Annotated in this window: 22 protein-coding genes; 7 read left to right on the top strand and 15 right to left on the bottom strand. The window is 74.8% G+C overall.

Features of this window, described 5'->3' with window-relative positions; translation table 11 throughout:
- Positions 1 to 34: 34 nt before the first annotated feature.
- Positions 35 to 1,204, bottom strand: a complete 1,170-nt coding sequence (rhaI, locus tag N555_RS0113670) for an L-rhamnose isomerase (RefSeq protein WP_029432056.1) — start codon at positions 1,202 to 1,204, stop codon at positions 35 to 37.
- 138 nt (positions 1,205 to 1,342) lie between these two features.
- Here rhaI and N555_RS0113665 point away from each other — a divergent pair, with 138 nt between their 5' ends.
- Genes N555_RS0113665 through N555_RS26900 form a run of 5 tightly spaced genes read left to right on the top strand, consistent with a single transcriptional unit; the run spans position 1,343 to position 7,533 of the window.
- Complete coding sequence (locus N555_RS0113665; protein WP_231502735.1) at positions 1,343 to 2,380, top strand: LacI family DNA-binding transcriptional regulator; 1,038 nt, start codon at positions 1,343 to 1,345, stop codon at positions 2,378 to 2,380.
- Positions 2,377 to 3,174, top strand: coding sequence for a (Fe-S)-binding protein (locus N555_RS0113660; protein WP_029432054.1), 798 nt, complete (start codon positions 2,377 to 2,379; stop codon positions 3,172 to 3,174). The genes N555_RS0113665 and N555_RS0113660 overlap by 4 nt, the downstream gene beginning before the upstream one ends.
- A complete protein-coding gene (locus tag N555_RS0113655) occupies positions 3,171 to 4,631 on the top strand; it encodes a LutB/LldF family L-lactate oxidation iron-sulfur protein (RefSeq protein ID WP_029432053.1) in 1,461 nt (486 codons plus the stop codon). The genes N555_RS0113660 and N555_RS0113655 overlap by 4 nt, the downstream gene beginning before the upstream one ends.
- A complete protein-coding gene (locus N555_RS0113650) occupies positions 4,628 to 5,236 on the top strand; it encodes a LutC/YkgG family protein (RefSeq protein WP_029432052.1) in 609 nt (202 codons plus the stop codon). Before N555_RS0113655 ends, N555_RS0113650 begins: the two co-directional genes overlap by 4 nt.
- An 11-nt stretch (positions 5,237 to 5,247) precedes the next feature.
- Complete coding sequence (locus N555_RS26900; RefSeq protein WP_051684052.1) at positions 5,248 to 7,533, top strand: ATP-binding protein; 2,286 nt, start codon at positions 5,248 to 5,250, stop codon at positions 7,531 to 7,533.
- Here N555_RS26900 and N555_RS0113640 read toward each other — a convergent pair.
- From N555_RS0113640 to N555_RS0113580, 13 genes are all read right to left on the bottom strand, one after another.
- Positions 7,514 to 8,185, bottom strand: a complete 672-nt coding sequence (locus N555_RS0113640; RefSeq protein ID WP_029432050.1) for a hemerythrin domain-containing protein — start codon at positions 8,183 to 8,185, stop codon at positions 7,514 to 7,516. The genes N555_RS26900 and N555_RS0113640 overlap by 20 nt on opposite strands.
- 86 nt (positions 8,186 to 8,271) lie before the next feature.
- Positions 8,272 to 10,590, bottom strand: a complete 2,319-nt coding sequence (locus tag N555_RS0113635) for a lysylphosphatidylglycerol synthase transmembrane domain-containing protein (protein ID WP_156036354.1) — start codon at positions 10,588 to 10,590, stop codon at positions 8,272 to 8,274.
- 66 nt (positions 10,591 to 10,656) lie between these two features.
- Entirely contained in the window at positions 10,657 to 11,175 is a 519-nt protein-coding gene (locus N555_RS0113630; protein WP_029432048.1) for a gamma carbonic anhydrase family protein, read from the bottom strand.
- 47 nt (positions 11,176 to 11,222) lie between these two features.
- A complete protein-coding gene (locus tag N555_RS0113625; protein WP_051684051.1) occupies positions 11,223 to 12,746 on the bottom strand; it encodes an MFS transporter in 1,524 nt (507 codons plus the stop codon).
- A 41-nt stretch (positions 12,747 to 12,787) separates the two neighbouring features.
- Complete coding sequence (locus N555_RS0113620) at positions 12,788 to 13,150, bottom strand: thioredoxin family protein (protein ID WP_029432046.1); 363 nt, start codon at positions 13,148 to 13,150, stop codon at positions 12,788 to 12,790.
- A 17-nt stretch (positions 13,151 to 13,167) separates the two neighbouring features.
- Positions 13,168 to 14,196, bottom strand: coding sequence for an ATP-dependent 6-phosphofructokinase (locus N555_RS0113615; RefSeq protein ID WP_029432045.1), 1,029 nt, complete (start codon positions 14,194 to 14,196; stop codon positions 13,168 to 13,170).
- A gap of 118 nt (positions 14,197 to 14,314) precedes the next feature.
- Positions 14,315 to 15,991 carry a glucose-6-phosphate isomerase gene (gene pgi / locus N555_RS0113610; RefSeq protein WP_029432044.1) on the bottom strand — a complete coding sequence of 559 codons (1,677 nt, stop codon included), beginning with the start codon at positions 15,989 to 15,991 and terminating at the stop codon, positions 14,315 to 14,317.
- Positions 15,992 to 16,172: 181 nt separating this feature from the next.
- Complete coding sequence (locus N555_RS26895; RefSeq protein WP_156036353.1) at positions 16,173 to 17,759, bottom strand: HNH endonuclease signature motif containing protein; 1,587 nt, start codon at positions 17,757 to 17,759, stop codon at positions 16,173 to 16,175.
- Between the two features lie 58 nt (positions 17,760 to 17,817).
- Positions 17,818 to 18,171 carry a VOC family protein gene (locus tag N555_RS0113600; RefSeq protein WP_029432042.1) on the bottom strand — a complete coding sequence of 118 codons (354 nt, stop codon included), beginning with the start codon at positions 18,169 to 18,171 and terminating at the stop codon, positions 17,818 to 17,820.
- 39 nt (positions 18,172 to 18,210) lie between these two features.
- Entirely contained in the window at positions 18,211 to 18,825 is a 615-nt protein-coding gene (locus N555_RS0113595; RefSeq protein WP_029432041.1) for a TetR/AcrR family transcriptional regulator, read from the bottom strand.
- Between the two features lie 48 nt (positions 18,826 to 18,873).
- Positions 18,874 to 19,323 (bottom strand): GNAT family N-acetyltransferase, encoded by a 450-nt coding sequence (locus tag N555_RS0113590; protein WP_029432040.1) that lies wholly within the window; start codon positions 19,321 to 19,323, stop codon positions 18,874 to 18,876.
- Positions 19,320 to 20,750, bottom strand: coding sequence for an ATP-binding protein (locus N555_RS0113585; RefSeq protein ID WP_029432039.1), 1,431 nt, complete (start codon positions 20,748 to 20,750; stop codon positions 19,320 to 19,322). The genes N555_RS0113590 and N555_RS0113585 overlap by 4 nt, the downstream gene beginning before the upstream one ends.
- On the bottom strand, positions 20,747 to 22,405 hold the full coding sequence (locus N555_RS0113580) for an NAD(P)/FAD-dependent oxidoreductase (RefSeq protein WP_029432038.1): 1,659 nt from the start codon (positions 22,403 to 22,405) through the stop codon (positions 20,747 to 20,749). The genes N555_RS0113585 and N555_RS0113580 overlap by 4 nt, the downstream gene beginning before the upstream one ends.
- A 128-nt stretch (positions 22,406 to 22,533) precedes the next feature.
- On the opposite strand from N555_RS0113580, the gene N555_RS0113575 reads away from it, so the two are divergent.
- Together N555_RS0113575 and N555_RS0113570 are read left to right on the top strand one after the other, a co-directional pair.
- Positions 22,534 to 22,878, top strand: coding sequence for a UBP-type zinc finger domain-containing protein (locus N555_RS0113575; RefSeq protein WP_156036352.1), 345 nt, complete (start codon positions 22,534 to 22,536; stop codon positions 22,876 to 22,878).
- Between the two features lie 40 nt (positions 22,879 to 22,918).
- On the top strand, positions 22,919 to 23,326 hold the full coding sequence (locus N555_RS0113570) for a four-helix bundle copper-binding protein (RefSeq protein ID WP_029432036.1): 408 nt from the start codon (positions 22,919 to 22,921) through the stop codon (positions 23,324 to 23,326).
- Between the two features lie 9 nt (positions 23,327 to 23,335).
- Here N555_RS0113570 and N555_RS0113565 read toward each other — a convergent pair whose 3' ends face one another.
- Complete coding sequence (locus N555_RS0113565) at positions 23,336 to 25,171, bottom strand: MFS transporter (protein ID WP_197029010.1); 1,836 nt, start codon at positions 25,169 to 25,171, stop codon at positions 23,336 to 23,338.
- Positions 25,172 to 25,218: the final 47 nt, after the last annotated feature.

Here is a 25,218-nt window from a genome sequence, read left to right as displayed (position 1 = left end):
GTGCGGAATGGCGGTTCTGCACCACGAGGGAGAACTAGGCGCCCCAGCCGGCCTGGGTACCGCCCACGCGCTCGCGGGCGATGCGCTCCTGGTGGCCGGAGCGGGCGTAGGCGGCGTAGGGGTCGGCGTCCAGGCCCTGCGACTCGCGCAGCTCGGCGAGCAGCGGGCGGACGTCGGTGCTGAAGGCGTCGGTCAGCGCGCCGTGCGCGGCCAGCACGTCACCGGAGCGCTGGGCGGCGTGCAGCGCCTCGCGGTCGACGAGCAGCGCCTTCGCCGTCGCCTCCTGGACGTTCATCACCGAGCGGAGTTGGCCGGGGATCTTCGGCTCGATGTTGTGGCACTGGTCGAGCATGAAGTTGACGCGCGACGCGGGCCGCAGCGCGTCGGCCTCGACGATCTCGTTCATGATCCGGAACAGCTGGAACGGGTCGGCCGAGCCGACGATGAGGTCGTCGTCGCCGTAGTAGCGGGAGTTGAAGTCGAAGGCGCCCAGCCGGCCGACGCGCAGCAGCTGCATGACGATGAACTCGATGTTCGTGCCGGGCGCGTGGTGGCCGGTGTCGAGGACGACGGTGGCCTGCTCGCCGAGGGCGAGGCAGTGCAGGAGCGAGGTGCCCCAGTCGGGGATGTCCATCGCGTAGAAGTACGGCTCGTAGAACTTGTACTCGATGAGCAGCCGGTGCTCCGGGTCGAGCATCGCGTAGATCTGCTGCAGGGAGTCGGCGAGCCGGTCCTGCCGGCCGCGCAGGTCGTCCTGGCCGGCGTAGTTGGTGCCGTCGGGCAGCCACAGCTTCAGGTCGGTCGAGCCGGTGGCGCGCATGACGTCGACGCACTGCGCGTGGTGGGCGATCGCCTTGCGCCGCACGGCCTCGTCGGGGTGGGTGAGCGAGCCCAGCCGGTAGTCGTCGTCCTGGAACAGGTTGGAGTTGATCGCCCCGATCCCGACGCCGAGGTCGGCCGCGTGCGCGGCGAGCTTCCCGAAGTCGTCGACGAGGTCCCACGGGACGTGCAGGGAGACCCGCGGTGCGACCCCGGTGAACCGGTGCACCTGGGCGGCGTCCTCGATCTTCTCGAACGGGTCGCGGGCGACGCCGGGCTGTCCGAAGACCTTGAAGCGGGTGCCGGAGTTGCCGAACGCCCAGGAGGGCAGCTCGATGGTCTGCTCGGCCAGGGCGGCGAGGGCGCCGGTGCGGAGGTCGTCCACGGGGTGCTCCGGAGGGTGCGGGCGGTGTCTGAATCGATTCATACCGCGGTGTGACGCAGCCTACGCACGGCCCTGCTACGGTGTCAAAGCCCGTGCGCCGCCGGGTTTGAGACGATTCAGGCCACTCGGGGGTCGCCCGTGACGAACAGCATCCGGGACGTCGCCGGGCGGGCCGGCGTGTCCGTGGGCACGGTGAGCAACGTCCTGAACCGGCCGGAGCTGGTCAGCGAGGGCACCCGCACCCGCGTCCTCGACGCCATCGCCGAGCTGGGCTTCGTGCGCAACGAGTCCGCGCGCCAGCTGCGCGCCGGCTCCAGCCGCTCGGTCGGCCTCGTCGTCCTCGACATCTCCAACCCGTTCTTCACCGACGTCGCCCGCGGGGTCGAGGAGGTCGTCGACGCCGCCGGCCTGTCGCTGATCCTCTGCAACACCGACGACCGTCCCGCCCGCGAGAAGGCGCACCTCGCCACGCTCGCCGAGCAGCGGGTCCAGGGCGTGCTGATCACCCCGACGGCCGAACTGAGCGGCGACATCGCCGCGCTCCGCGACCGCGGCGTGCCGGTGGTCCTCGTCGACCGCCGGGCGCCGACCGCCGACCAGTGCGCCGTCAGCACGGACGACGTCCTCGGTGGGCGGCTCGCCGCCGAGCACCTGCTCGAGCGCGGCCACCGGCGGATCGCCTTCATCGGCGGCGCCTCCGGCCTGCCCCAGGTGCAGGAGCGGCACGCCGGCGTGGTCGCCGCCGTCGAGGAGGCGCGGCGGGCGGGCATGGCGGGAGCCGACCTGACCGTCCTCTCCCCCGCCGAGCTCTCCGTCGCCGGCGGTCGCGAGGCAGCGTCGCGGGTGATCGGCATCCCGGCCGCGCGCCGCCCCACCGCCGCGGTGTGCGCCAACGACCTCATGGCCCTCGGCGTGCTGCAGGAGATGGTCCGCCACGGCGTGCGCGTGCCCGACGAGTTCGCGATCGTCGGCTACGACGACATCGACTTCGCGGCCGCGGCGGCGGTCCCGCTCACGTCGGTCAGCAAGCCCCGCCAGGACCTGGGCCGCCGGGCCGCCGAGCTGCTGCTGGACGAGAGCCGCCCCGGGCACGTGCACGAGCAGCCGGTCTTCGAGCCCGTGCTGGTCGTCCGGGAGTCGAGCATGACCCGCCGCGACCCGGGAGCCGAGCTGTGAGGGTCGCCCTGTTCGCCACCTGCCTGGTCGACACGATGGTCCCGCAGGTGGCGCACGCGACGGCGACGCTGCTGCAGCGGCTCGGTCACGAGGTGATCGTCCCTGCGGGGCAGTCGTGCTGCGGGCAGATGCACGTCAACACCGGGTACCGGCGCGAGGCGGTGCCGATCGTGGCCAACCACGTGCGCGCGTTCGCCGGGGCGGAGGCGATCGTGGCGCCGTCGGGCTCCTGCGTCGCGTCGATCCACCACCAGCAGGCCGCGGTGGCGCGGCGGGCCGGGGAGCACGCGCTGGCCGACGAGGCCGAGGCGCTGGCCGGGCGGACGTACGAGCTGTCGCAGTTCCTGGTCGACGTGCTCGGCGTGACCGACGTCGGCGCCTACTACCCGCACCGGGTGACCTACCACCCGACCTGCCACTCGCTGCGGCTGCTGCGGGTCGGTGACCGGCCGCTGCAGCTGCTCCGGGCGGTCCGCGGTCTGGACCTGGTGGAGCTGCCGGGTGCGGAGTCCTGCTGCGGGTTCGGCGGGACGTTCGCGGTGAAGAACGCCGACACGTCGACGGCGATGCTGACCGACAAGATGGCGAACGTGCTGGCCACGCACGCCGAGGTCTGCACCGCGGGTGACTCCTCCTGCCTGCTGCACATCGGCGGCGGACTCTCCCGGCTCCGGTCGGGCACCCGGACCGTGCACCTGGCCGAGATCCTCGCCTCGACCGAGGAGAACTCCGTGCAGAATGGCGCTTCTGCACCGAGCGGAACCGCCATAGTGCCCGGGAGGGTGGACCTGTGACCGCGGTCTTCCTCGGCATCCCCACGGCACCGGCCGGGGTGGGGAACCTGCGTGGGGACCGGTCGTTCCCCGACGCCGCCCGCGACGCCCTGCGCGACGGCCAGCTCCGGGCCAACCTCGGCCACGCCACGACCACGATCCGGGGCAAGCGCGCCGGCGTGGTCGCCGAGGTGCCCGACTGGGCCGAGCTGCGCGAGGCCGGCCGGGCGATCAAGGCCGCGACGATGGCCCGCCTCGACGAGCACCTCATCGCCCTCGAGGAGCAGGTCACCGCCCGCGGCGGCACCGTGCACTGGGCCCGCGACGCGACCGAGGCCAACCAGATCGTCACCGCCCTGGTGCAGGCCACCGGCGCGACCGAGGTGGTCAAGGTCAAGTCGATGGCCACCCAGGAGATCGGCCTGAACGAGGCCCTGGAGGCCGCCGGCATCGAGGCGCTGGAGACCGACCTCGCCGAGCTGATCGTGCAGCTCGGTGAGGACAAGCCCTCCCACATCCTCGTGCCGGCGATCCACAAGAACCGGGCCGAGATCCGCGAGATCTTCGCGCGCACCATCCCCGGCGTCGACCCGCACCTCACCGACGACCCGCGGAAGCTGGCGATGGCGGCGCGGGAGCACCTGCGGGAGCGGTTCCTCCGCGCCCGGGTCGCCGTCTCCGGCGCGAACTTCGCCGTCGCCGAGACCGGCACCCTCGCCGTGGTGGAGTCCGAGGGCAACGGCCGGATGTGCCTCACCCTCCCGCAGACGCTGATCACGGTGATGGGCATCGAGAAGCTGGTGCCGACCTGGCGCGACCTCGAGGTGTTCCTGCAGCTCCTCCCCCGCAGCAGCACCGGCGAGCGGATGAACCCCTACACCTCGCTGTGGGCGGGCATCACCCCCGGCGACGGACCGCAGGACTTCCACCTCGTCCTGCTCGACAACGGCCGGACCGCGGTCCTGGCCGACGAGGTCGGCCGCGAGGCCCTGCACTGCATCCGCTGCTCGGCGTGCCTCAACGTCTGCCCCGTCTACGAACGCACCGGCGGGCACGCCTACGGCTCGGTCTACCCCGGCCCGATCGGCGCCGTGCTCTCCCCGCAGCTGACCGGGGTCGAGGACAACGCCTCACTCCCCTACGCGAGCTCCCTGTGCGGCGCCTGCTACGACGTCTGCCCGGTCGCCATCGACATCCCCTCGATCCTCGTGCACCTGCGCGCCGAGCACGTCGAGGCCCAGACCCGGACCACCCCGGAGGCCGCCGCGTTCCGGGCCCTGTCGAAGGTCATGTCGCACCCCAGGCTGTGGCGCCTGGCCCAGCGCGCCGCCGGCCTCGGCCGGTTCCTCGCCCGCGGCAGGCCCACCCTCCCGGCCGCCCTGCCCCCACCGGCCAGCGCCTGGACCCGCACCCGCGACCTCCCCACCCCGCCCGCGAAGACGTTCACCCAGCAATGGGCCGAGGAGCACGGGTCATGAGCGCCCGCGACGACGTCCTCGCCCGCATCCGCACCGCCCTCGGCACCCAGCAGCCACCGACAGAGGTCGCCCGCGACTACCGCACCACCGACGACCGCCCGCTCCCCGAACTCCTCGACGTCCTCACCGACCGCCTCGAGGACTACCAGGCGACAGTCCACCGCTGCGCGCCCGACGCCATCGGGCCCACCGTCACCGCCGCGCTCCACGGGATCCCCGGCGACGTCGTCGTCGCCCCCGGCGTCCCGGCCCAGTGGCGCCCCGCCGGCGCCATCGAGGACGACGGCCGCCCCGCCGTCGACCTCACCGCCTTCGCCGCCACCCTCACCGGCGTCACCGTCGCCGTCGCCGAGACCGGCACCCTCGTCCTCGACGCCTCACCGATCTGCGGCCGCCGCGCCCTCTCGCTGCTGCCCGACGTCCTCGTCTGCGTCGTCACCGCCGACCAGGTCGTCGGCAGCGTCCCCGAAGGCCTCGCCCGCCTCGACCCCCTCCGCCCGCTCACCATGATCAGCGGCCCCTCGGCCACCAGCGACATCGAACTCCAGCGCGTCGAAGGCGTGCACGGCCCGCGGACCCTCCTCGTCGTCCTCGCGAGCGACTAGTTTCTGCGCCCGTGAGCGCACCGGGCCCCTTCGCCGAGCGGCTGCGCCGGCTGCGCGAGACCGCGGCGCTCACCCAGGAGGAGCTCGCCGAGCGGGCCGGTCTGACCGCCAAGGCGGTGAGCGCGCTGGAACGCGGCGAGCGCCGGCGGCCCTATCCGCACACGGTGCGCGCCCTGGCCGACGCGCTGGACCTCGACGAGGAGACCCGCGGTGCCCTCGCGGCCGCGGCGCGGCCCGGCGGGGCGCCGAACCTTCCCCCTGCCCTCCCCCGCCCGCCGGTCGAGCTGGTCGGCCGGGACGCCGAGCGGGCGGCGATCGCCGCTCTGCTGCGGGGAGGCGACACCCGGCTGCTGACGCTCACCGGGCCGGGTGGCGTCGGCAAGACCAGCCTCGCGCTCGACGTCGCCCACGTCCTCGCCCCGGACTTCCCGGACGGCGTCGTCCTGGTGGAACTCGCGCCCCTGCGCGACGCCGCCCTCGTGCTGCCCACCGTGGCGCGGGCCGTCGGCGGGCAGCAGCCGGGCGGCCCGACGCTCGACGCGCTCGCCACGGTGCTGGGCGGGCGGCGGCTGCTCGTCGTCCTCGACAACGTCGAGCACGTCCTGGCCGCCGCACCGGACGTGGCCGCGCTGCTGGCCCGCTGTCCCGGCCTGGTCGTGCTGGCCACCAGCCGTGCCCCGCTCCGGGTGCGCGCCGAGGTGGAGCGGCCGCTGGAGCCGCTGCCGGTGCCGGCCGGCCTGGCGCTCGAGGCGGTCGCCGCCTCCCCCGCCGCCCGGGTGTTCCTGGACCGGGCCCGCGCGGCCGGCGGGCCGGTGACGCTCACCGAGGGGAACGCTCCCGCCGTCGCCGCCATCTGCCACCGGCTCGACGGTCTGCCGCTGGCCCTGGAGCTGGCCGCGGCGCACGCCCGGTACCTCGCGCCGGAGGCGCTGCTGGCGAGGCTGGACACCGCCCTCGGGTCGCCCGGGTCCCGGGACCTCCCGGAGCGGCAGCGCACCGTCCGGGCCACCCTGGACTGGAGTGCGGCCCTGCTCACCGCCGACGAGCAGGCGCTGCTGCGCCGGCTGTCGGTGTTCGCCGGCGGGTTCTCCCTCGAGGCCGCCCAGGAGCTGGCCGGGGACGACGTCCTCCCCGCGCTGTCCGGCCTGGTCGAGCAGTCGCTGGTCGTGGCCGACGCCGCGTCCGGCCGCTACCGGCTGCTGGAGCCGGTCCGGCAGTACGCGGCGGCCCGGCTGGCCTCGGTCGGCGAGGCCGAGGAGGTCGCCGACCGCTTCGCCGACGTCGTCGCCGCGTCGGTCGAGGGCGCCGGGACCGCACTCTTCGGCGCCGACCAGGCGTCCTGGCTGGACCGGATCGAGCGCGACCACGGCAACCTCGGCGCCGCCCTCGGCCGGCTGCTCGACCGGGGGCGCACGGGTGCGGCCGCCCGGCTGGTCGGCGCCACCTGGCTCTACTGGGGACTGCGCGGGAACGCCGTCGAGGGGCTGGGCTGGGCAGAGCGGATCATCGCCGCCGACGACGGCGACCTCGACCCGGCCGACCGCTCGGTGCTGCTGCTCGCCGAGGCGGGGCTGCGCTACGCCAGCGGTGACATCCCCGGCACCGCCACGTCCGGCGCCGCGGCCGTGGCCGCCGCTCGGGCGGCCGGCGCCGACCGCGACCTGGCCCTGGCCCTGGTGCTCGCCGGCTCGGCGGCGGTCTTCCTCGGCGACCTCGACCCGGCAGAGGGGATGCTCGCCGAGGCCGCCGACCTCGGCCGGCGCACCGGCGCGCTGTGGGCGGAGCTGCACGCGGTCATGGCGGACGGGCAGCGGCTGCTGCGCGCCGGGGACGCCGAGGGCTGCCGGGCCGCCCTGGCGACGGCCGAGGACCTGGCCCGCCGCCTCGGCGGTCCCTTCTCGCTGGCGTCGGTGCTCAACATGCAGGCCACGCTCGCCCAGTCCACCGGGGACGAGGCCGGTGGCCTGGCCCCGCTCACCGAGGCCGCCGGGCTGGCCGCCGAGGTGGCCACCACCTGGGCGCTGGCCTACACGCTGCCCGCGCTGGCCGTCTGCGCGGCGCAGCGCGGGGAGCACGAGGTCGCGGCCGAGCTGTTCGCGGCCGGGTCGGCGACGGCCGAGGCGGCGTCGGTCGCGGCCGCCTACCCACCCGACGCCGAGGCGGTCCGGCAGTGGCTGCCCGCCGTCCGCTCGGCGCTGGGCGAGGAGGCGTTCGGGCGGGCGTGGCGGCGGGGCCGCACCCTGCGGCCCGCCGACGTGCCGGCCCTCGCTGCCCGGATCAGCCGCGGATCTCCCTGACGTAGCGGCGGTACCGCCGGGCGAACACCGTGCGCGCCAGCAGCCGGATGGGCGCCGGGAGGATGCCGAGCATCCGCTGCCGCTCCTGCGGGTCGCACTCCTCCAGGACCATCCCGAACATGATCGGCAGCTGCGACTTCCGCATGTGGGACATGCCGTGCTCCCCGACCGCCTCCCACTCGGCCTCGCTGAGCAGCCGGGCGGCCAGCGGGAGGATCTCGGCCTCCTCCTCGGCGAGGTGCTGGAGCAGCGGCGCGGTCACGGCCTCGATCCCGGCGGCGACCTCCTCGGTGACGGCGGGGCGGGCCTCGACGACCCAGCGGTCCAGGGCGCCGCGGACGCCGTCGATGGCGGCGGCGACCTGCTCGTGCTCGGCCTCCATGCGGTGCACGAGAGCGGCGTCGGGCGCGGCGCGGTCCAGCAGCAGCGGCCAGAGCACCGCGTCCTCGCCGCTGTGGTGCAGGTGCAGCCCGTCCAGGAGCAGGCGGACGTGCGCGGCGAGGACGGCGGCGCGGGCGCTGTCGCCGGCGGGCACGGCGCGCACCAGCGCCGGGGCGAGACGGAACTCGCGGCGGAAGGCGCGGTGCACCACCACCATGTCGGAGGTGTCGGTCAGGGTCGGGGTCGGAGTCCGGTTCGTGGTCTCGGTCATGGCGTCGAGCCTGTCGGCGCGGCCGGCCGCACCCCACCCACAGCGCGCCCACACCACCCCCACAGCCGGCCCGTGGCCCGCCGCCCCTAGATCCGGTCGCGGCGCTGCAGGACGGTGAAGGCCACCCACCCCACGGGCGCGGGCACCCAGAAGGTCGCCGCGCGGAAGGCGAGCACCGCGGTCAGCGCCGCCGCCAGCGGCACGCCGGTGGCGGTCAGCCCGGCGACCAGCGCCGCCTCGACGGCGCCCAGCCCGCCGGGTGTCGGCGCCGCGGAGCCCACCGTGGAGGCGACGAGGTAGACGACCACGAGCGCCGGCAGGTCCAGGGAGGTCCCGAAGGCCCGCAGCGACGCGTCGAGGGCGATCACGTAGCCGGCGTTCTGCAGCACCACCCCCGACAGTGCGGTGCCGAGCCGGCGCGGGTCGGTCAGGGCGGCCAGCAGCTGCGGGATGGTGCGGCGCAGCAGCGGCTCGACCCGGGCGCGCAGCGTCCGCCGGGTGCCCGGGACGGCCAGGGCGACGGCGACGATCCCGGCGGCGACCAGGAGCACCGCGAGCACGTTGCCGCTGGGCAGCAGCGAGGGCTGGGACGGCGACACCCCGCTGAGCCAGCCGGCCACGACCAGCAGGAGCAGCGTGCCGCCGACGGTGACCACCTGACCGACCCCGACGGTCGCCGCCGCGGACGCCGTGGGGATCCCGGCACGCTGCAGGTAGCGGATGTTCAGCCCGACGTGCCCGACGGTCGGTGGGGTCACCAGCGTCACGAAGGACGACGCCAGCTGCACCAGGCACGTGCGGACGAACGGCACCCGCGTCGGGATGAACGCCTGCAGTGCCAGTCCCGCGCCGACGTAGGTGAGCGCCGAGCCCAGCAGCGCCACGACCAGCCACCCGGGCCGCGCCTGCCGGAGCGCCGCCCCGAGCGGCACCTCGGACAGCTGGCTGGCGAGCACGATCGCCGCGACCGTCCCCCCGGCGACGCTCACGAGGGTCCGCAGGCGCACCCGCTCCAGGCGCTGGGCCGGCACGGCGCGGCCGCGGTCCGGCGGCGACAGCGCGGCGCGCAGGTCCTCCAGGACCGGGGTACCCGACACCGACCGCCGGACCGGCCGGACGAGCGCCAGGGGCTGCAGCAGCCCGACGATGCGGTCGGTGTCCGCCGGCCCAGGGGCGTAGCCGCAGCGCAGCGCCGCGACCGCCCGGTCCACCCCCTCCCGCGCGGCCACCGCGACCAGCAGCGCGACGACGTCGAGGTCGCGCTGCAGCTCCCCGGCGGCCGGCTGGGCGTACTGCAGCTCGCCGAGCCCGACCGCGCCGTCCGGCAGCAGGACGACCGCCCGCTCGGAGAGCGCCCCGTGGGCGATGCCGGCGTCGTGCAGCCGGCGCAGCGCCCCGAACGCCCCGGCGAGCGCCTCGTCGCGGACGGAGGCGGAGAGCAGCGGCATGCCGCCGAGGGGTCGCTCCACGAGCACGAGTGCCGGCCCGGCGGCCAGCAGCGCCTGGACCCGGGGCACGGGGACGCCGGCCGCGCCGGCCAGCGCCGTGACCAGCGCCTGCCGTTCGAGGACGCCACGGAGGCTGAGCGCGGGCCGGCCCACCGCCGGCGTGCGGAAGCGGAGGACCCGCCAGAGCCGGCGGGCGACCGTCACGCCGCGGCGGTCGGGGTCCACCACGGTGACCAGCACCTCGCCGGCGTCGTCCCGGGCGGTGTAGCGGGCGCGGCCGGCGGCGACCTGCAGCATCCGGAGCGCGTCGACCTCGACGCCGGCCCGGGCCAGCACGGCGCGCACCTCCTCCTCGGCCGGCCGCGCCGGCACGACCCCCACCGCGACGCGGACGCCGAAGCCGGCCCCGGCACCGATGAGGACCGCCGCGACCGCCCCGGCCACGGTCAGGCTGCTCAGCGCGAGGGCGCAGCCGGTCATGGTCGCGAGGGCGCCCAGCGCGAGCAGCGTCAGCCGGGCGCTGCGGGACCGGTCGCTGCCGATCACCACCGCGATGCCGACGGAGATGGGGATGACCGCCGGCCGGTCCGCCGGGCCGAGGACGGCGATCCACCCCAGCTGCCCGGCGTGCTCCGCGGCGACGGCGACCGCGGCGGCGAGCAGGCCGGCCAGACCGGCGGTGGTGAGTGCGTAGCGGCGGTGGCGCAGGGCGTCGACGGCCAGGCCGAGGAGGGCGGCGATCGCGGTCAGGGAGGCGGCGCCGTTGACGACCGCGACGACGCCCCGGGGCAGCCCGCGCAGGCCCGGCGGCACGACGGCGTCGGTGGCGCCGGGCACGAGCACGGAGAGCAGCACCAGGCCGAGGAGACCGCCGGCGTACCAGCACAGCCGGCCGACGTCGGCCGGGCGGCGGACCCTCCCCGACGGCCAGAACGAGCCCGGCTCCCCGTTTCCCACGGACTGCACCATTCCAGGCGGCCCCGGCGGGGCCGCGTCACCGGTGTGGCGCTCGCCCCGGCGGGGTCAGCCGACCTGCTCGATGCCGGCGGCGTGCCGGGCGGCCAGCTCCCGGTAGTGCCGGCCGTTGTCGGTGACCCAGTGGCGGGTGCCCTCGGTGAGCGGGCCGCGGACCTTGGCCGGCGACCCCATCGCGACGACCTCGTCGGGGATCTCGGCGCCCGGCGCGACCAGGCTGCCCGCGCCGATCAGGGTGTGGTGGCCGATGCGGGCGCCGTCCTGGACGGTGGAGTTGTTGCCGATCAGCGAGCCCTCGCCGACCTGCGCGCCGTGCACGACGCAGCCGTGCGCGACGCTGGCGCCCGGGCCGATGATCGTGGGCTCGCCGCCGTGCAGCACCGAGCCGTCCTGCACGTTGGCGCCCTCGCGGACGATGATCTGGCCGAAGTCGGCGCGCAGCACCGCGCCGTACCAGATCGAGGCCCCCGCCTCGACGACGACGTCGCCGATCAGGGTCGCGGTGGGCGCCACGAAGGCGTCGGGGTGGACCTGAGGGGAACGACCCTCGAAGGAGAACAGCGGCATACCGACATCCCTACCGTACGGATGCCCGATCGCGGGCCTCGGCCCGTTCAGCCGTGCCAGGCGGTGGCGCCGTGGGTCACGTGCTCGCCGTGCGCGTCCTCGGACCGGGTCCGTTCCTGCGCGTCCTCGCGCCGGTCCCGCCGCCAGTCGAGGACGGCGAGGGCGAGGGCGGCCAGGGTGGTGACCAGCGCGACCGCGAGCCCCGAGGCGGCGGCCACCGAGTAGTCGCCGTCGGCCGAGGAGAGGACCACGTAGAAGAGGCCGGGCAGGGCCGCGGTGCCGATCGAGGCGCCGAACCGCTGGGCGGTCTGCAGGCCGCCGCCGGCCGCCCCGGCCATGTGCACCGGCACGTTGCGCAGGGTCATCGTGATGTTGGGCGAGATGACGAAGCCGCCGCCGATACCGCCGAGCAGCAGCGCGGGCGCCACCGCCCACCCCGCCGACTCCGGCGGCACGAGCAGCAGGATGGTCGCCGCGGCCGTGAGCCCGAGGGCCACGCCGGTGAGGCCGAACACGGTGAGCGCGCGGCCGTAGCGCTCGACCAGCCGCCCGGCGACCACCGCGGCGCAGGCCGAGCCCAGCGCGAACGGGGTGACCGACAGGCCCGACTGGAGCGGGGTGTAGTCCAGGCCCGTCTGGAAGAACAGGGCGAGGACCAGCCAGATGCCGCTGAAGCCGAGGAAGTAGACGGTGCCCAGGCCCGCGCCGGCCGCGTAGCCACGGGTCTCGGTGACCAGCCGGGGGTCGAACACCGGCTCCCCGCCGGTCCGCACGACCCGGCGCTCCCATGCGACGAACGCGGCCAGGAGCGCCACGCCGACCGGGAACAGCCACCACAGCCGGGACAGCCCACCGGACTCGGCCTGGACGAGGGGGAAGAGCAGGGACAGCGCACCGGCACCGAGCAGCGCCACCCCGACGCCGTCGATGTGCCCCGCCCGCCCGGAGCCGCCGCGGGGCAGCAGCCGCAGGGCGAGCACGAAGGCCAGCGCCCCGATCGGCACGTTGACGTAGAAGATCCAGCGCCAGCCCCCGGGACCGTCGGCCAGCGCCAGGATCAGGCCGCCGACCACCGGCCCCGCTGCGGTCGACACGCCGATGGTGGCGCCGAACATGCCGAAGGCCCGGCCCCGCTCGGCGCCGCGGAACAGCTGCTGGATGAGCGCCGAGTTCTGCGGCGCGAGGCAGCCCGCGGCCAGGCCCTGCACCAGCCGGGCAGCGATGAGGAATTCGACGGACGGCGCGGCGCCGGCTGCGGCGCTGGCCAGGACGAACCCGGCCAGGCCGACGAGGAACAGCCGCCGCCGGCCGTAGGCGTCGCCCAGCCGGCCGGCCGGCACGAGCATCAGCCCGAAGGTGAGCGCGTACCCGGAGACGACCCACTGGATGGTGGCCGGCGTGGCGCCGAGCCCCTCGGTCATCGACGGCAGCGCCACCGACACGATGCTGACGTCGAGCAGGCTCATGAAACCGGCCACGAGGGTGACCCAGAGCGCCTGCCAGCGACGGGGATCCGGCTCGAACTCCCCGTCGGGATCGCTGGTGCGGGGTTCGGGGGCCGAGCGGGTCACCGGTCGATCCTCCGCCTCCGGCGCCGTCCCTGCCGGGCGGCTCAGCCCGGCGGTGGGGGGAACGTCGCGCGGACGGCGGCCATGTCCAGCTCCCGGACGGTGGCGATCAGCACGTCGACGGAGTCGCCGGGCAGCCAGCCGGGCTCGGCGAACACCAGGACGCCGTCCCGGAAGACCATCAGCGTGGGCGCGCTGCGCACGCCGAGCTCCTCGGCGAGCGCCGGCTCCCGCTCGATGTCGACGGCCACGAACCGCAGGTCGGGGTGGCGCGCGGCGGCGGCGTCGAGGACGGCGGTGAAGGCGCGGCTGGAGCCGGAGGACGCGGCGCGGCAGTCGACGACGACGATGCCCCCGCCGGCCACCGTCGCCGCGAGGTCCGTCCGGCCCGGGGTTGCGCTGCCCACCCCCGGGAGTGTCCGCCTCAGCCGGTGAAGGCGCGCGTCTCCGCCAGCCGCGCGGGCGGGACGGTCTTGAGCCGGGCGACGGCGCGGGCCAGCGGGACGAGCTCGATGTCGGTGCCGCAGAGGGCGACCATCTGCCCGTGGTGGCCCTCGTGGGCGGCGATCGCGGCGTGCAGGCCGAAGCGGGTGGCCAGCACGCGGTCGAAGGAGGTCGGCGTGCCGCCGCGCTGCACGTGACCCAGCACGGTGGCGCGCACCTCCTTGCCGGTGCGCCGCTCGAGCTCCTCGCCCAGCTGCTGGGCGACACCGGTGAAGCGGCGGTGGCCGAACTCGTCGACCGCGCCCTCGCGGAACGCCATCTGGCCCGGCAGCGGCTGGGCGCCCTCCGCCACCACGCCGATGACGTGCGAGTCGCCGCGAGCGAAGCGCTCGGTGACCAGCCGGACGACCTCGTCGACGTCGAACGGCTGCTCGGGCACGAGGGTCAGGTGCGCACCGGAGGCGAGGCCCGCGTGCAGCGCGATCCACCCGGCGTGCCGGCCCATGACCTCGACGAGCAGCACCCGCTGGTGGGACTCGGCGGTGGTGTGCAGCCGGTCGATGAGCTCGGTGGCGATGCTGACCGCGGTGTCGAAGCCGAACGTCAGGTCGGTGCCGTCGATGTCGTTGTCGATCGTCTTCGGGACGCCGACCACCGGGACGCCGGCCTCCGACAGCACGTGCGCCGCGGTGAGCGTGCCCTCGCCGCCGATCGGGATGAGGACGTCGATGCCGTGCTGGTCGAGCGTGCCGATCATCTCGTCGATCCCGGCGTGCAGCTTCTCCGGCGCGACGCGGGCCGAGCCGAGCGTCGTCCCGCCGCGGGTGAGCAGGCCGTCGACGGCGGCCACGTCGAGCGGGGTCGACCGGTCCTCGAGCAGGCCGCGCCAGCCGTCCCGGAAGCCGATCACCTGGCTGCCGTAGTGGCTGTCCGCGGTCCGGACCACCGAGCGGATCACGGCGTTCAGACCCGGGCAGTCACCGCCGCCGGTCAGGACTCCGATGCGCATTGACCCGACGATACGTCATGACGTCTAGACGACATGCCGACACGTCGACATGGCGCGTCCCACCCGCCGAAGGGGCCACGTCGGCGAGGTGGTCGCTGACGTGGCCACCTCGGTGAGATCAGGCCTCGCGGCCGCGCAGCCTCCGGTAGGTGCGCACCAGTTCGACCGTCGAGCCGTCCTGGTCGAGCTCCGTCGGCTGCTCGCTCGTCAGCGCCGGAGCGAGCTGGCGGGCCATGACCTTGCCGAGCTCGACCCCCCACTGGTCGAAGGAGTCGATCTGCCAGATGACCCCCTCGGTGAGCACCGTGTGCTCGTAGAAGGCGATGAGCTGCCCGAGCACCGACGGGGTCAGCTGCGGCGCCAGGATCGTCGTGCTCGGGCGGTTGCCGGGCATGACCTTGTGCGGAACGAGCTCGGCCGGGGTCCCGTCGGCGGCGACCTCCTCCGCGGTCCGGCCGAAGGCGAGCACCGCGGACTGGGCGAACATGTTGGCCATCAGCAGGTCGTGCATCTCGCCGGTGGTGCCGTCCTGGTCGATGCCGGGGCCGGGCTGCCCGAAGCCGATGAAGTCGGCCGGCACGAGCGTCGTGCCCTGGTGCAGCAGCTGATGGAAGGCGTGCTGGCCGTTGGTGCCGGGCTCCCCCCAGTAGACCTCGCCGGTCGCCGTCGTCACGGCCTCGCCGTCCCACCGGACCGACTTGCCGTTGCTCTCCATCGTGAGCTGCTGCAGGTAGGCGGGCAGCCGGGACAGGTACTGGCTGTAGGGCAGGACGGCGTGGGTCTGGGCGCCGAAGAAGTCGGTGTACCAGACGTTGACCAGGCCCTGGAGGACCGGCAGGTTCTCCGCCAGCGGCGCGGTGCGGACGTGCTCGTCGACGGCGTGCGCCCCGGCCAGCATCTCGCGGTAGGCCTCGGGGCCGATGGCGACCATGAGCGACAGGCCGATGGCCGACATGAAGGAGTAGCGGCCGCCGACCCAGTCCCAGAAGCCGAACATGTTGTCGGGGTCGATGCCGAACTCGCGGACGGCGTCGGTGTTGGTGGAGACGGCCACGAAGTGCTTGGCGACGGCGGCCTGGTCGCCGCCCAGCCCCGCGAGCAGCCAGTCGCGGGCGACCGAGGCGTTGGTGAGCGTCTCGAGCGTGGTGAAGGTCTTGGAGGAGACCACGAAGAGCGTCTCGGCCGGGTCGAGGTCGCGGGTGGCCTCGGTGAAGTCGGTCGGGTCGATGTTGGAGACGAACCGGGCGGTGATGCCGCGGCCGGAGAAGGCGCGCAGCGCGGTGTAGGCCATGGCCGGGCCCAGGTCGGAGCCACCGATCCCGATGTTGACCACAGCGCGGATCGGCTTCCCGGTGTGGCCGCGCCACTCCCCGGACCGCACCCGGCCGGCGAAGGCGGCCATCCGGTCGAGCACCTCGTGCACGTCGGCGCCGACGTCCTGCCCGTCGACGACGAGCTCACTGCCGGCCGGGGCGCGCAGGGCGACGTGCAGGACGGCGCGGTCCTCGGTGACGTTGATGTGCTCGCCGCGGAACATCGCCTGGGTGTGCCCCGCCAGCCCGGCCCGCTCGGCGAGCGCGAGCAGCAGCCGGAGCGTCTCGTCGGTGACCCGGTGCTTGGAGTGGTCGACGACGAGGTCGGCGACCTGGCGGGTCAACCGCCGGGCGCGGTCGGGGTCGTCGGCGAAGAGCTCCCTCAGCGTGCGGTCGCGCAGCTGGGCGTGGTGGTCGGCGAGGGCCTGCCACTCCGGCGTCGCGGTGATGTCGATGGCCGTCGTGGGGGGCGCAGCGTCCATGCGCACACCCTGCCCGACACCGGCGCCGCGCAACCACGCCCCCCTGCCCACCGGCCACGGCCTCCCGGCGACGAGGCGACAGGTGGACAGGCCGACAGGTGGACAGACCGACACGTGGACACGTCGACATGGGGACGTGTCGGCCTGTCCACGTGCCGGTGGCCCGTCGAGCCGGGTCAGGTCAGAAGGGCGGCGGGTCCTGCGCCCAGGGGCTGGGACTGCCGGGCGGCCTCGGGCGCCATCGCCGGATCAGATCCAGGGTGCCCAGCCGCGGCCCGCTCCCCTTGTTCTCGTCGGCGCCGGGAGGTTCGGGTGGCGGGTCGGGCTCGTCGGGAGCGGGCCCATCTGGTGGTGGTCGCATGCCGGGTGGTCGGGTGGTTCGGGTGACCCCGGACGGGGTGGTCACGGTGAGCACCCCGTCGTCGCTCATCTCGAAGCGCCAGCCGGGGGCGAAGGTCTTCAGCCGATGGTGGCTCCGGCACAGGCAACACAGGTTGGCGCAGTCGGTCGGGCCACCGCAGGAGTGCGGGACGACGTGGTCGGCGTCGGCCCACCCGACGCGCTGGCCGCAGTTGGGGAACCGGCAGGTCCGGTCACGCGTGTGCACGAACCGCTGCTGCGGCCGGCTCGGGCCGTAGGACTCCACCGCCGCCGGCCGGTCCAGCACCGCACACCCACAGTCCTCCTCGGGATGCGAGGGACAGCCGCGCCGCGCCAGCTGCCGCAGCTGATCGAGCGTGCAGGTACCCAGCAGGGCGCCGTCGTCATCGGTGAGACCCAGCGTCACCGACCCGCCCTCCGGCGGCTGCACACCGAGGGCGTCCAGGCGGCGCAACAGTTCCCGGAGGTGGCCGGCCGTGATCGCCAGCCCGCTCACCTCCCCGGCCTCGGTCGACGTCGCGGCCAGCGACCCCAGCGACGCCGACACCTGCAGATGCGCCGTCACCGGCGGCCGGGAGACGTCCCACGGCCGCAGCACCAGATCCGCGAACACCCGCGTCCGCAACAGACCGATCGGCCGCACGTCACCATCGGACTTCTGCATCCCGGCATACCGGGTCAACGCGTCATGCACCGCCACCGCCTCATCCGCCGGCAGCTCCACCGCGACCATCGCCATCCCCTCCCGGGTAGACGGATAGATCCGCACATCCGCGGCCTTCTGCGTCTCCGCCCGCCGCTCATCGACCCCATCGGGATCGACCCCGGCCAGCAACGCCTCCGCCCGCTTCCGCAGCTTCCCCACCGACAACTCCACCGCCTGCGGCAACAGCTGCGCCTCCACCCGCCGCGCCACCTCCGGCGCCGCCTGCTCCAACACCTCGGCCAGGACCTTCGCCCGCGGCTCATCCAGCACCCCCGCGGCCAGCGCCGCGAACGTGCCCGGCAACCCCTCGCGCCACGTGTGCGCCCGCACCGCCAGCTTCGCCGCGGTACCGCGACCGCAGTTGAGCACCATCGACAGCTCCGCCGGGAAGAACTCCGACACCCCCGGCAACCGCTTCTCAGCACCCCACGACCCGCGCGCACCGCGCGCACCCGGCGGCGGATCGTCGACGTCGGGCGACTCGTCCGCCATCGCGAGCACGAGCTCCGCCTCGTACGCCGCCAGCATCGCCCGCTGGGCGACCACCCGCTGCAACTCCGCCGCCGCCTGTGCCCGGTCGAGCAGCTCCACCGGCAACCGCGGCAGGCTCACCGGCTTGCTGATCGACCAGTCGATCAGCGCTCCCTCGGCGAGGGAGGCAGTACCGGTCATGCGCGACATGGACCGAACATACGTTCGACCACTGACAGTTCCGGGTGTCCGGTGCGACGCCCGGGTCTCACTCCCGGTGGGCGACGATGTTGAGCACGTTCCCGTCGGGCGCCCGCACGAAGAAGCGGCGCACGCCCCACTCCTCCGTCGTCAGCGGATGCACGATCTCGTACCCGAGCCGCTGTGCCTCCGCGTAGGCCGCGTCGACGTCCTCGGCGTGCACCGAGACGACCGGCAATTCCGGCGCGGTCGCGTCCGCGGACACCAGCTGCACGTGCGCACCCGTGTCCGGCGACGTGCAGCGGGCGACCCAGCCCAGGTCGAACTCCTCGGTGCTCAGCCCGAGGAAGCCGGTGTAGAAGGCCTTGGCCGCGGCGACGTCGGCCACCTGCAGGTTGGGCGTGATCCGGATGCTCCGCATCGGCCCATCGTGGCGCGGAAGAGCCTGGTCAGCGAGAGGTCAGACGCAGAGACCCGAGCACGCCATGCGCGCCAGCCAGCGGCCGACGGCGGCCGGGTCCTCCGCGTCGACCGAGTGCAGCGGCGCCAGCGACGTCGCCTGGACGACGGCCAGCGCGATCCACTCCTCCGCCTCGGCAGCGGAGACGCCGGGACGCAGCTCCCCCGCCGCGGAAGCCCGGGCCACGTACGGCCGGATCAACGCCGCGGCCCGCTCCCGTTCCCGCCCCGAGCGCAGCGCCATGTAGGTGGCCAGGCTCTCGTCACCGGCGGCGAGGTGCGCGCCGACCCGGTACCGCGCCGACGTGCCGGCCAGCACCTCCCCCAGGGCCGCGACGGCATCGGTCAGCGACCGGGCGCCGTCGGCCAGCCGGGAGAACTCGGCGAGGTCGTGCTCGTGCTCGTACTCCCGGATGCCGCTGAACAGCGCGCCGCGGTCGGCGAAGTAGCGGTACAGCGTCGCCCGGGAGACCCCGGCGGCGACGGCGACGTCCTGCATCGTCGTCTTGGCCCGGCCGAACTGCGCCGTGCAGCGCATCCCGGCCAGCAGGATGCGGTCGCGCGTCTCGTCCCGGACGTCGGTGTCGGTCCCGCGAGCCGGGTCGGCGCTGCTCACGCCGTCCAGTCCAGCACAGCGGCCGGCGCGCTCCCAGTGACCTCCTCCTCAGGGGTCGTGCCGGAACCCGGTCACCCAGAGCCCCGGCAGCACCTCGCGGTCGCCGGTCGGCACGAAGCCCAGGCGCTCGTACAGCGCCCGTGCCGGCGCGTTGTCCCGGCCGGTGGCCACCACGGTGCGGCGGCCGAGCGCGAGCACCGACCGGATCAGCGCCGACCCGATCCCCTGCCGGGCGGCCCGGGGCGCCACGACCAGCCGGTGGACGTCGACCAGGTCGCCGTCGTCGGTCCACGCGACCGCACCGGTCAGGCCGCCGTCCCCCCACGCCCCCGTCCAGCGCAGCGGCGCGGCCCGGAGCGCAGCGAGGGACTCGTGCAGCGGCGGGATGCGGTCGTCGCCGAGGAGCGCGGCCTCCACCGCGTACGCCTCCCGCTGCAGCGCCAGGAGGTCGGACGCGAGGGATCCGTCGCCCGCCGGGTCCAGCGGGGACAGGTTCACGAGGCGGACGGCTCCTCCAGCGGCAGCCGCACCTGGAACCGGGTGTCGCCGGGCCGCGACTGCACCGTCAGGTCGCCGCCGTGCCGGTTGACGACGATGCGCCACGACACGTCCAGCCCCAGGCCGGTGCCCTGGCCGACCGGCTTGGTGGTGAAGAACGGCTCGAACACGCGGCGGCGGAGCTCCTCGGGGATCCCCGGCCCGGTGTCGGCGATCTCCACGAGCGCGCAGTCGCCGTCGACCGCCGTCCGCAGGGTGAGCGTGCCCGAGCCGGCCATCGCGTCGAGGGCGTTGTGCACGAGGTTGGTCCACACCTGGTTGAGTTCGCCGGCGTATGCCGGGACGAGGGGCAGCGACCGGTCGTAGTCCTTGACGACGGTCACGCCCGGGGCGATCTTGCCGCTCATCATCGTCAGGGTGGCGTCGAGGCCGGCGTGCAGGTCGGCGGCCTGGTGCGGCGTCCGGTCCATCTGCGAGTACTGCTTCGCGGCGTCGACGAGCGCGGAGATCCGCGCGGTGCTCTCGCCGATCTCCGTCACCAGCGACTCGGTCTCGACGGTGTAGGAGAGCCACTGCAGCGCCGCCGGCAGGGCGGACGGCGTCACGGCGTCGGCCACCCGCTGGAGGTCCTCGGGGCCGAGCCCGGCGGCGACGAACACCCCGGCGAGGTCCCAGGCGCGGTCGACGTCGCGCTCCTCCAGCCACTCGCCGAGCTCGTCCTCCCGGTCGGAGCGCTCCAGCGGGCCCAGCTCGGCGGCCGGCCCCATCCGGGAGAGGAAGTCCTCCTGCAGCGTCGTGAGCGCGGTGAGCATCCCCTCGGGGACGTGCCCGTCCGACAGCTTCGCGAGCTTGGCGCGCATGCCCGCGATCCGCTCCCGCAGCGCCGCGGTGGCCCGGGCGGCCGCCGCGGCCGGGTTGTTGAGCTCGTGGGTCAGCCCCGCGGTCAGCTTGCCCAGCGCCAGCAGCCGCTCCCGCTGCCCGACCACCTCGGCGGTGTTCTTCGTGCCGACGAACAACCCCTCCAGCAGGTGCACCGCCATCGGGTACCAGCGCTGGAACACCTCGGCGAAGGGGCCGGCCGGCAGTGCCAGGAACCGGCAGTCGGTGACCGCGCGGACCGTCGAGGCGTACGACTGCGTGATCCGGTCCCGCATGTAGAACTGCACCGCGCCGGAGTAGACGCCGCGGGAGTCGGTCCGCACGGTCTCGACCTCGGTGCCACCGACCCGCCGGAGCATCGCCATCGTGCCCTCGAGCAGCACGAAGAAGCACTCGGCGGGCTCCCCCTCGGCGTACACCTCGGTGCCCGCGGCGCAGTCGACGACGTCGCCGTTGGCCGACACCCAGGCCAGCTGGTCGGCGTCCAGGTCCTCGAACAGGAACAGTCCGCGCAGCTCGTCGGGGGCCAGGTGCGTGGGCGTGGTCACCGCTCCCCCAGGTACCGGTGGACGAGCGTCACGGCCAGCGCTCCCTCACCGACGGCGGAGGCCACCCGCTTCACCGAGTCGGCCCGCACGTCACCGGCCACGAACACGCCGGGCAGGCTGGACTCCAGCAGCCACGGGTCGCGGTCCAGCGCCCAGCCCTTGGGACGTTCGCCGTCGGCCATCAGCTCCGGACCCGTGGGGATGAACCCCCGGTCGTCGCGGGCCACCACGCCGTCCAGCCAGGCCGTGCGCGGGGCGCCGCCGATGAAGACGAACAGGTGGCTGGCCGGGACGCTCTCCTGCGCGCCGGTCTTCTCGTCCTGCAGCGTGAGCCCCTCCAGGTGGTCGCTGCCGGAGGTCCCCACGACCGTCGTGCAGGTGCGCACCGAGATCGCGGGGGTCTGCTCGATCTGCGCGATGAGGTAGTGCGACATCGACGCCTCCAGCGAGGGCCCGCGCACGAGGATCGTCACCGACCGGGCGTGCCGGGCGAAGAACATCGCCGCCTGCCCGGCGGAGTTCGCCCCGCCGACGACGTAGACGTCCCGCCCCTTGCACGAGGCGGCCTCGGTCAGGGCCGAGCCGTAGAAGACGCCGCGGCCGGTCAGCCCGTCGGCACCGTCCACGCCCAGGCTGCGGTAGGAGACGCCGGTGGCGAGGACGACGGCGTGCGCGGCGATGCTGCCGCCGTCGGCGAAGCGCACCACCCGCTTGGGTCCGTGTGCCTCCAGGCCCACGACGTCGCGGGTGAGCAGCAGTTCGGCGCCGAACTTGCCGGCCTGCCGGCGCGCGCGGTCGGCGAGCTGACCGCCGGAGACGCCGTCGGGGAAGCCGAGGTAGTTCTCGATCCGGCTGCTCTGACCGGCCTGCCCGCCGGTCGCCTCGCGCTCGACGAGCACGGTGCGCAGCCCCTCCGAGGCGCCGTAGACCGCGGCTCCCAGCCCGGCCGGGCCGCCGCCCACGACGACCAGGTCGTAGAACTCCTCGCGCGCGTCCACGGTGAGCCCGACGACGGCGGCGAGCTCCGCATCGGCCGGCGCGCGCAGGACCTGCCCGCTCGGGGTGACGACGACCGGGACGTCGTCCGCGGTCGCCTCCGCCGCCTCCAGCAGCCGCTGCCCCTCGGGGTCCTCGACGCTGTACCAGCGGTAGGGGACGGCGTTGCGGGCCAGCAGGTCCCGTGCCCGGAACGAGGCCGGCGACCACCGGTGCCCGACCAGCTTCACGTCCTCGACGGCCGCGGCCGGGCTGGCCTTCCAGGAGTCGAGCATCGTGTCGACGACCGGGTAGAGCTTCTCCTCCGGCGGGTCCCACGGCTTGAGCAGGTAGGCGTCGACGTCGACCAGGTTGATCGCCGCGATCGCGGCGTCGGTGTCGGCGTAGGCGGTGAGCAGCGCCCGGCGGGCGCGCGGGAACAGGTCCATGGCCTGCTCGAGGAACTCGATGCCGTCCATCTGCGGCATCCGGTAGTCGGCGAGCAGGACGGCCACCGGCTCACCGCGGAGCTTGAGCTCGCGCAGCGCCTCCAGCGCCTCGGCGCCGGAGGAGGCCCGCACGATGCGGCACTCCTCGCCGAAACGGCGGCGCAGGTCGCGGGCGACGGCGCGGGAGACCTGGGGGTCGTCGTCGACGGTGAGCAGGACCGGGCGGCTCATGGGCGGCCTCCTCCGAGGTGCTGGTACAGAGGTCGCCCGACGACGTCGGCGGACACCTCACGCTAGCTCCCGCACAGCCACCGGCGACAGCCCACCGGAACCCGGTCCGTCCGCCTACGGTGAACGGCGTGAGCACGCCAGGCATCGATCCCACCGTCCCGCCCAGCGGCCCCGGCTGCGTCGAGTGCGAGGCCACCGGCGGCTGGTGGTTCCACCTCCGCCGCTGCGCCCAGTGCGGGCACGTGGGCTGCTGCGACTCCTCGCCGTCCCAGCACGCCCGCGGGCACGCCGCGGAGACGGGGCACCCGGTGATCCGCAGCTTCGAACCGGGCGAGGACTGGTTCTGGGACTTCCCCGCCGACCGGCCGGTGCACGGGGCCCACCTCGCCGACCCGCAGCACCACCCGCTCGACCAGCCGGCCCCCGGCCCGCGGGGACGGGTGCCCGCCGACTGGCAGTCGCACCTGAACTGACCGGGCGTCGCCCGCGGGCGCGGCGGGTACGTGGCCCCGCATGACCGTGACCGCGCAGATGCTCGCCACCCATCCGCACGCCGCCTCCGGGCCCGCCGCCGACGCACTGGTCGCGTGCATCGACGCCTGCATCCAGTGCGCCGAGGCCTGCACGGCGTGCGCGGACGCGTGCCTGGCGGAGGAGATGGTCGCCGAGCTCCGGCACTGCATCCGGACCGACCTCGACTGCGCCGACGTCTGCGCGGCCACGGCCCGGGTGCTGACCCGGCAGGCCGGTCACGACTCGGCGGTCGCCCGCGCGGTCCTCGAGGCGTGCGCCACGGCCTGCCGGTCCTGCGGCGACGAGTGCGCGCAGCACGCGGGGATGCACGAGCACTGCCGCGTCTGCGCCGAGGCGTGCCGACGCTGCGAGCAGGCCTGTCGCGACCTGCTCACCGCGCTCGCCTGACCCCGCGGGTCAGGCGACGGGGCCGCCCGGGCCGTACCGGCCGCGGCCGACGACGACGGCCCGGCCCTCGGACACCGCCGCGCGGAGGGCGGACCGGAACTGTCCCGGCCCCCACCAGCGCGCGCCGACGGCCTCCGCGAGCGCCTCCCGCGTGAGCGTCCCGCGCTGGCGGAGCACCGCCTCCACCGAGGCGATCTGCCGGTCCAGCGACCGGTCGTCGCGCACCGGGGTGGTGACGGTCATCCGCGGGGAGGACATCCGCTGTCCGGGCCCGGGCCGGTAGCGGCGCGCGCCGGCCCGTTCCCGCTGCTCGCGGCGGGCCGACCGCTCGCGGATCCGGGTGGCGTCCTCGTCCGAGCCGTCGCCGTCCGAGCCGTCGCCGTCCTCCGCGGTGAGCGGTTCGGCGATCGACTCGAGCGAGGCGTTCTCGGCCTTGACGCCGAAGGCGAGCTCGGCGATGCCGCCGAGCGCCATGACCCCGGCAGCGATGAAGAACCCGGTCATGAGCGCCTCCGGGTCGCCGCTCTCGATGAGCCGGCCGAACAGCAGCGGCCCGACGATCCCGCCGAGGCCCGTGCCGACGGCGTAGAAGAAGGCGATGGCCAGCGCCCGGGTCTCCATGGGGAAGATCTCGCTGACCGTGAGGTAGGCAGCCGAGGCGCCGGACGAGGCGAGGAAGAACGTCACGCTCAGCAAGAGGATGAAGGTCCAGGAGTTCAGCCCGGTGAACAAGAGCGCGGTCACCACGGCCATGACGGCCGACCCGAGGTAGGCGAACGAGATCATCGGCTTGCGGCCGACCGTGTCGAACAGCCGGCCCAGCAGCAGCGGCCCGAGGAAGTTGCCGAGCGCGTACACGACGAGGAAGACCGGCACGAAGCCGGAGGCGACCCCGAAGTACGTCGACATGAGCGTGCCGAGGTTGAAGGTGAACCCGTTGTAGAGGAACGCCTGGCCGACGAAGAGGGCGAGGCCGAGCACCGCGCGCTTCGGGTACCGGGTGAAGGCGACGTGCGCGATCTCCCGGAACGGGATGACCTCCCGCTGCCGGATGCGCAGCGTCTGGGAGACCTCCTCGAGGTCCTGCCCGGTCTCCTCGCGGACCTCGGCCTCGATGCGGTCGACGGTCTCGTCGGCCTCGTCGGCCCGGCCGTGGATGAACAGCCAGCGGGGGCTCTCGGGCACGTGCCGGCGCACCACGAGGATGACCGCCCCGAGGACGGCGCCCATGACGAAGGCCAGCCGCCAGCCGACGCTCGCGCTGAAGAGGTTCTCGTCGAGCAGCAGCAGGGTCGCGCCCGAGCCGACGGCGGCACCCAGCCAGTAGGAGCCGTTGATGAGCAGGTCGACCCGGCCACGGAGGCGGGCGGGGATCAGCTCGTCGACCGCGGAGTTGATCGCCGCGTACTCGCCGCCGATGCCCGCTCCGGTGAAGAAGCGGCAGAGGTAGAAGAACCAGGGGGTCCAGGCGAAGGCGGTCAGCACCGTCGCGGTGATGTAGACGCCGAGCGTGAGCAGGAACAGCCGCTTGCGGCCGAAGCGGTCGGTGAGCTGGCCGAAGAACAGCGCCCCGATGCACGCACCGACGATGTAGATCGAGGCCGCCAGCCCGATCTGGCTGGCGGTGATGTCGATGCCGCTGCCGGCCTCGGTCATCCGCGCGGCGATGCTGCCGACGATGGTGACCTCGAGTCCGTCGAGGATCCAGACCGTGCCCAGCCCGATGATCACCATGCGGTGGAACCGGGAGAACGGCAGCCGGTCCAGCCGCGCGGGGACGTCGGTCTCGATCGTGCCCAGGTCCTCGTCGGACCTCGTGTCCTGCGCCGCCACGTACGCCTCCACCGAGCTGAACCCTGGGATCCCGCACCGCGACGGGGGCTACGTCGCGC

Source organism: Blastococcus sp. URHD0036 (genome assembly GCF_000701365.1).
Taxonomy (GTDB): domain Bacteria; phylum Actinomycetota; class Actinomycetes; order Mycobacteriales; family Geodermatophilaceae; genus Trujillonella.
Note: the sequence above shows the minus strand (reverse complement) of the source record. Positions and strands in the feature narration are given on the sequence as shown.

What these genes read in the sequence shown, in the direction of transcription:
- N555_RS0113600 (WP_029432042.1), bottom strand. Translation starts at nt 18,171, where the DNA reads ATGCGGAGCATCCGGATCACGCCCAACCTGCAGGTGGCCGACGTCGCC.
- N555_RS0113650 (WP_029432052.1), top strand. Translation starts at nt 4,628, where the DNA reads ATGAGCGCCCGCGACGACGTCCTCGCCCGCATCCGCACCGCCCTCGGC.
- N555_RS26895 (WP_156036353.1), bottom strand. Translation starts at nt 17,759, where the DNA reads ATGTCGCGCATGACCGGTACTGCCTCCCTCGCCGAGGGAGCGCTGATC.
- N555_RS0113580 (WP_029432038.1), bottom strand. Translation starts at nt 22,405, where the DNA reads ATGAGCCGCCCGGTCCTGCTCACCGTCGACGACGACCCCCAGGTCTCC.
- N555_RS0113615 (WP_029432045.1), bottom strand. Translation starts at nt 14,196, where the DNA reads ATGCGCATCGGAGTCCTGACCGGCGGCGGTGACTGCCCGGGTCTGAAC.
- pgi (WP_029432044.1), bottom strand. Translation starts at nt 15,991, where the DNA reads ATGGACGCTGCGCCCCCCACGACGGCCATCGACATCACCGCGACGCCG.
- N555_RS0113570 (WP_029432036.1), top strand. Translation starts at nt 22,919, where the DNA reads ATGACCGTGACCGCGCAGATGCTCGCCACCCATCCGCACGCCGCCTCC.
- N555_RS0113640 (WP_029432050.1), bottom strand. Translation starts at nt 8,185, where the DNA reads ATGACCGAGACCACGAACCGGACTCCGACCCCGACCCTGACCGACACC.
- N555_RS0113630 (WP_029432048.1), bottom strand. Translation starts at nt 11,175, where the DNA reads ATGCCGCTGTTCTCCTTCGAGGGTCGTTCCCCTCAGGTCCACCCCGAC.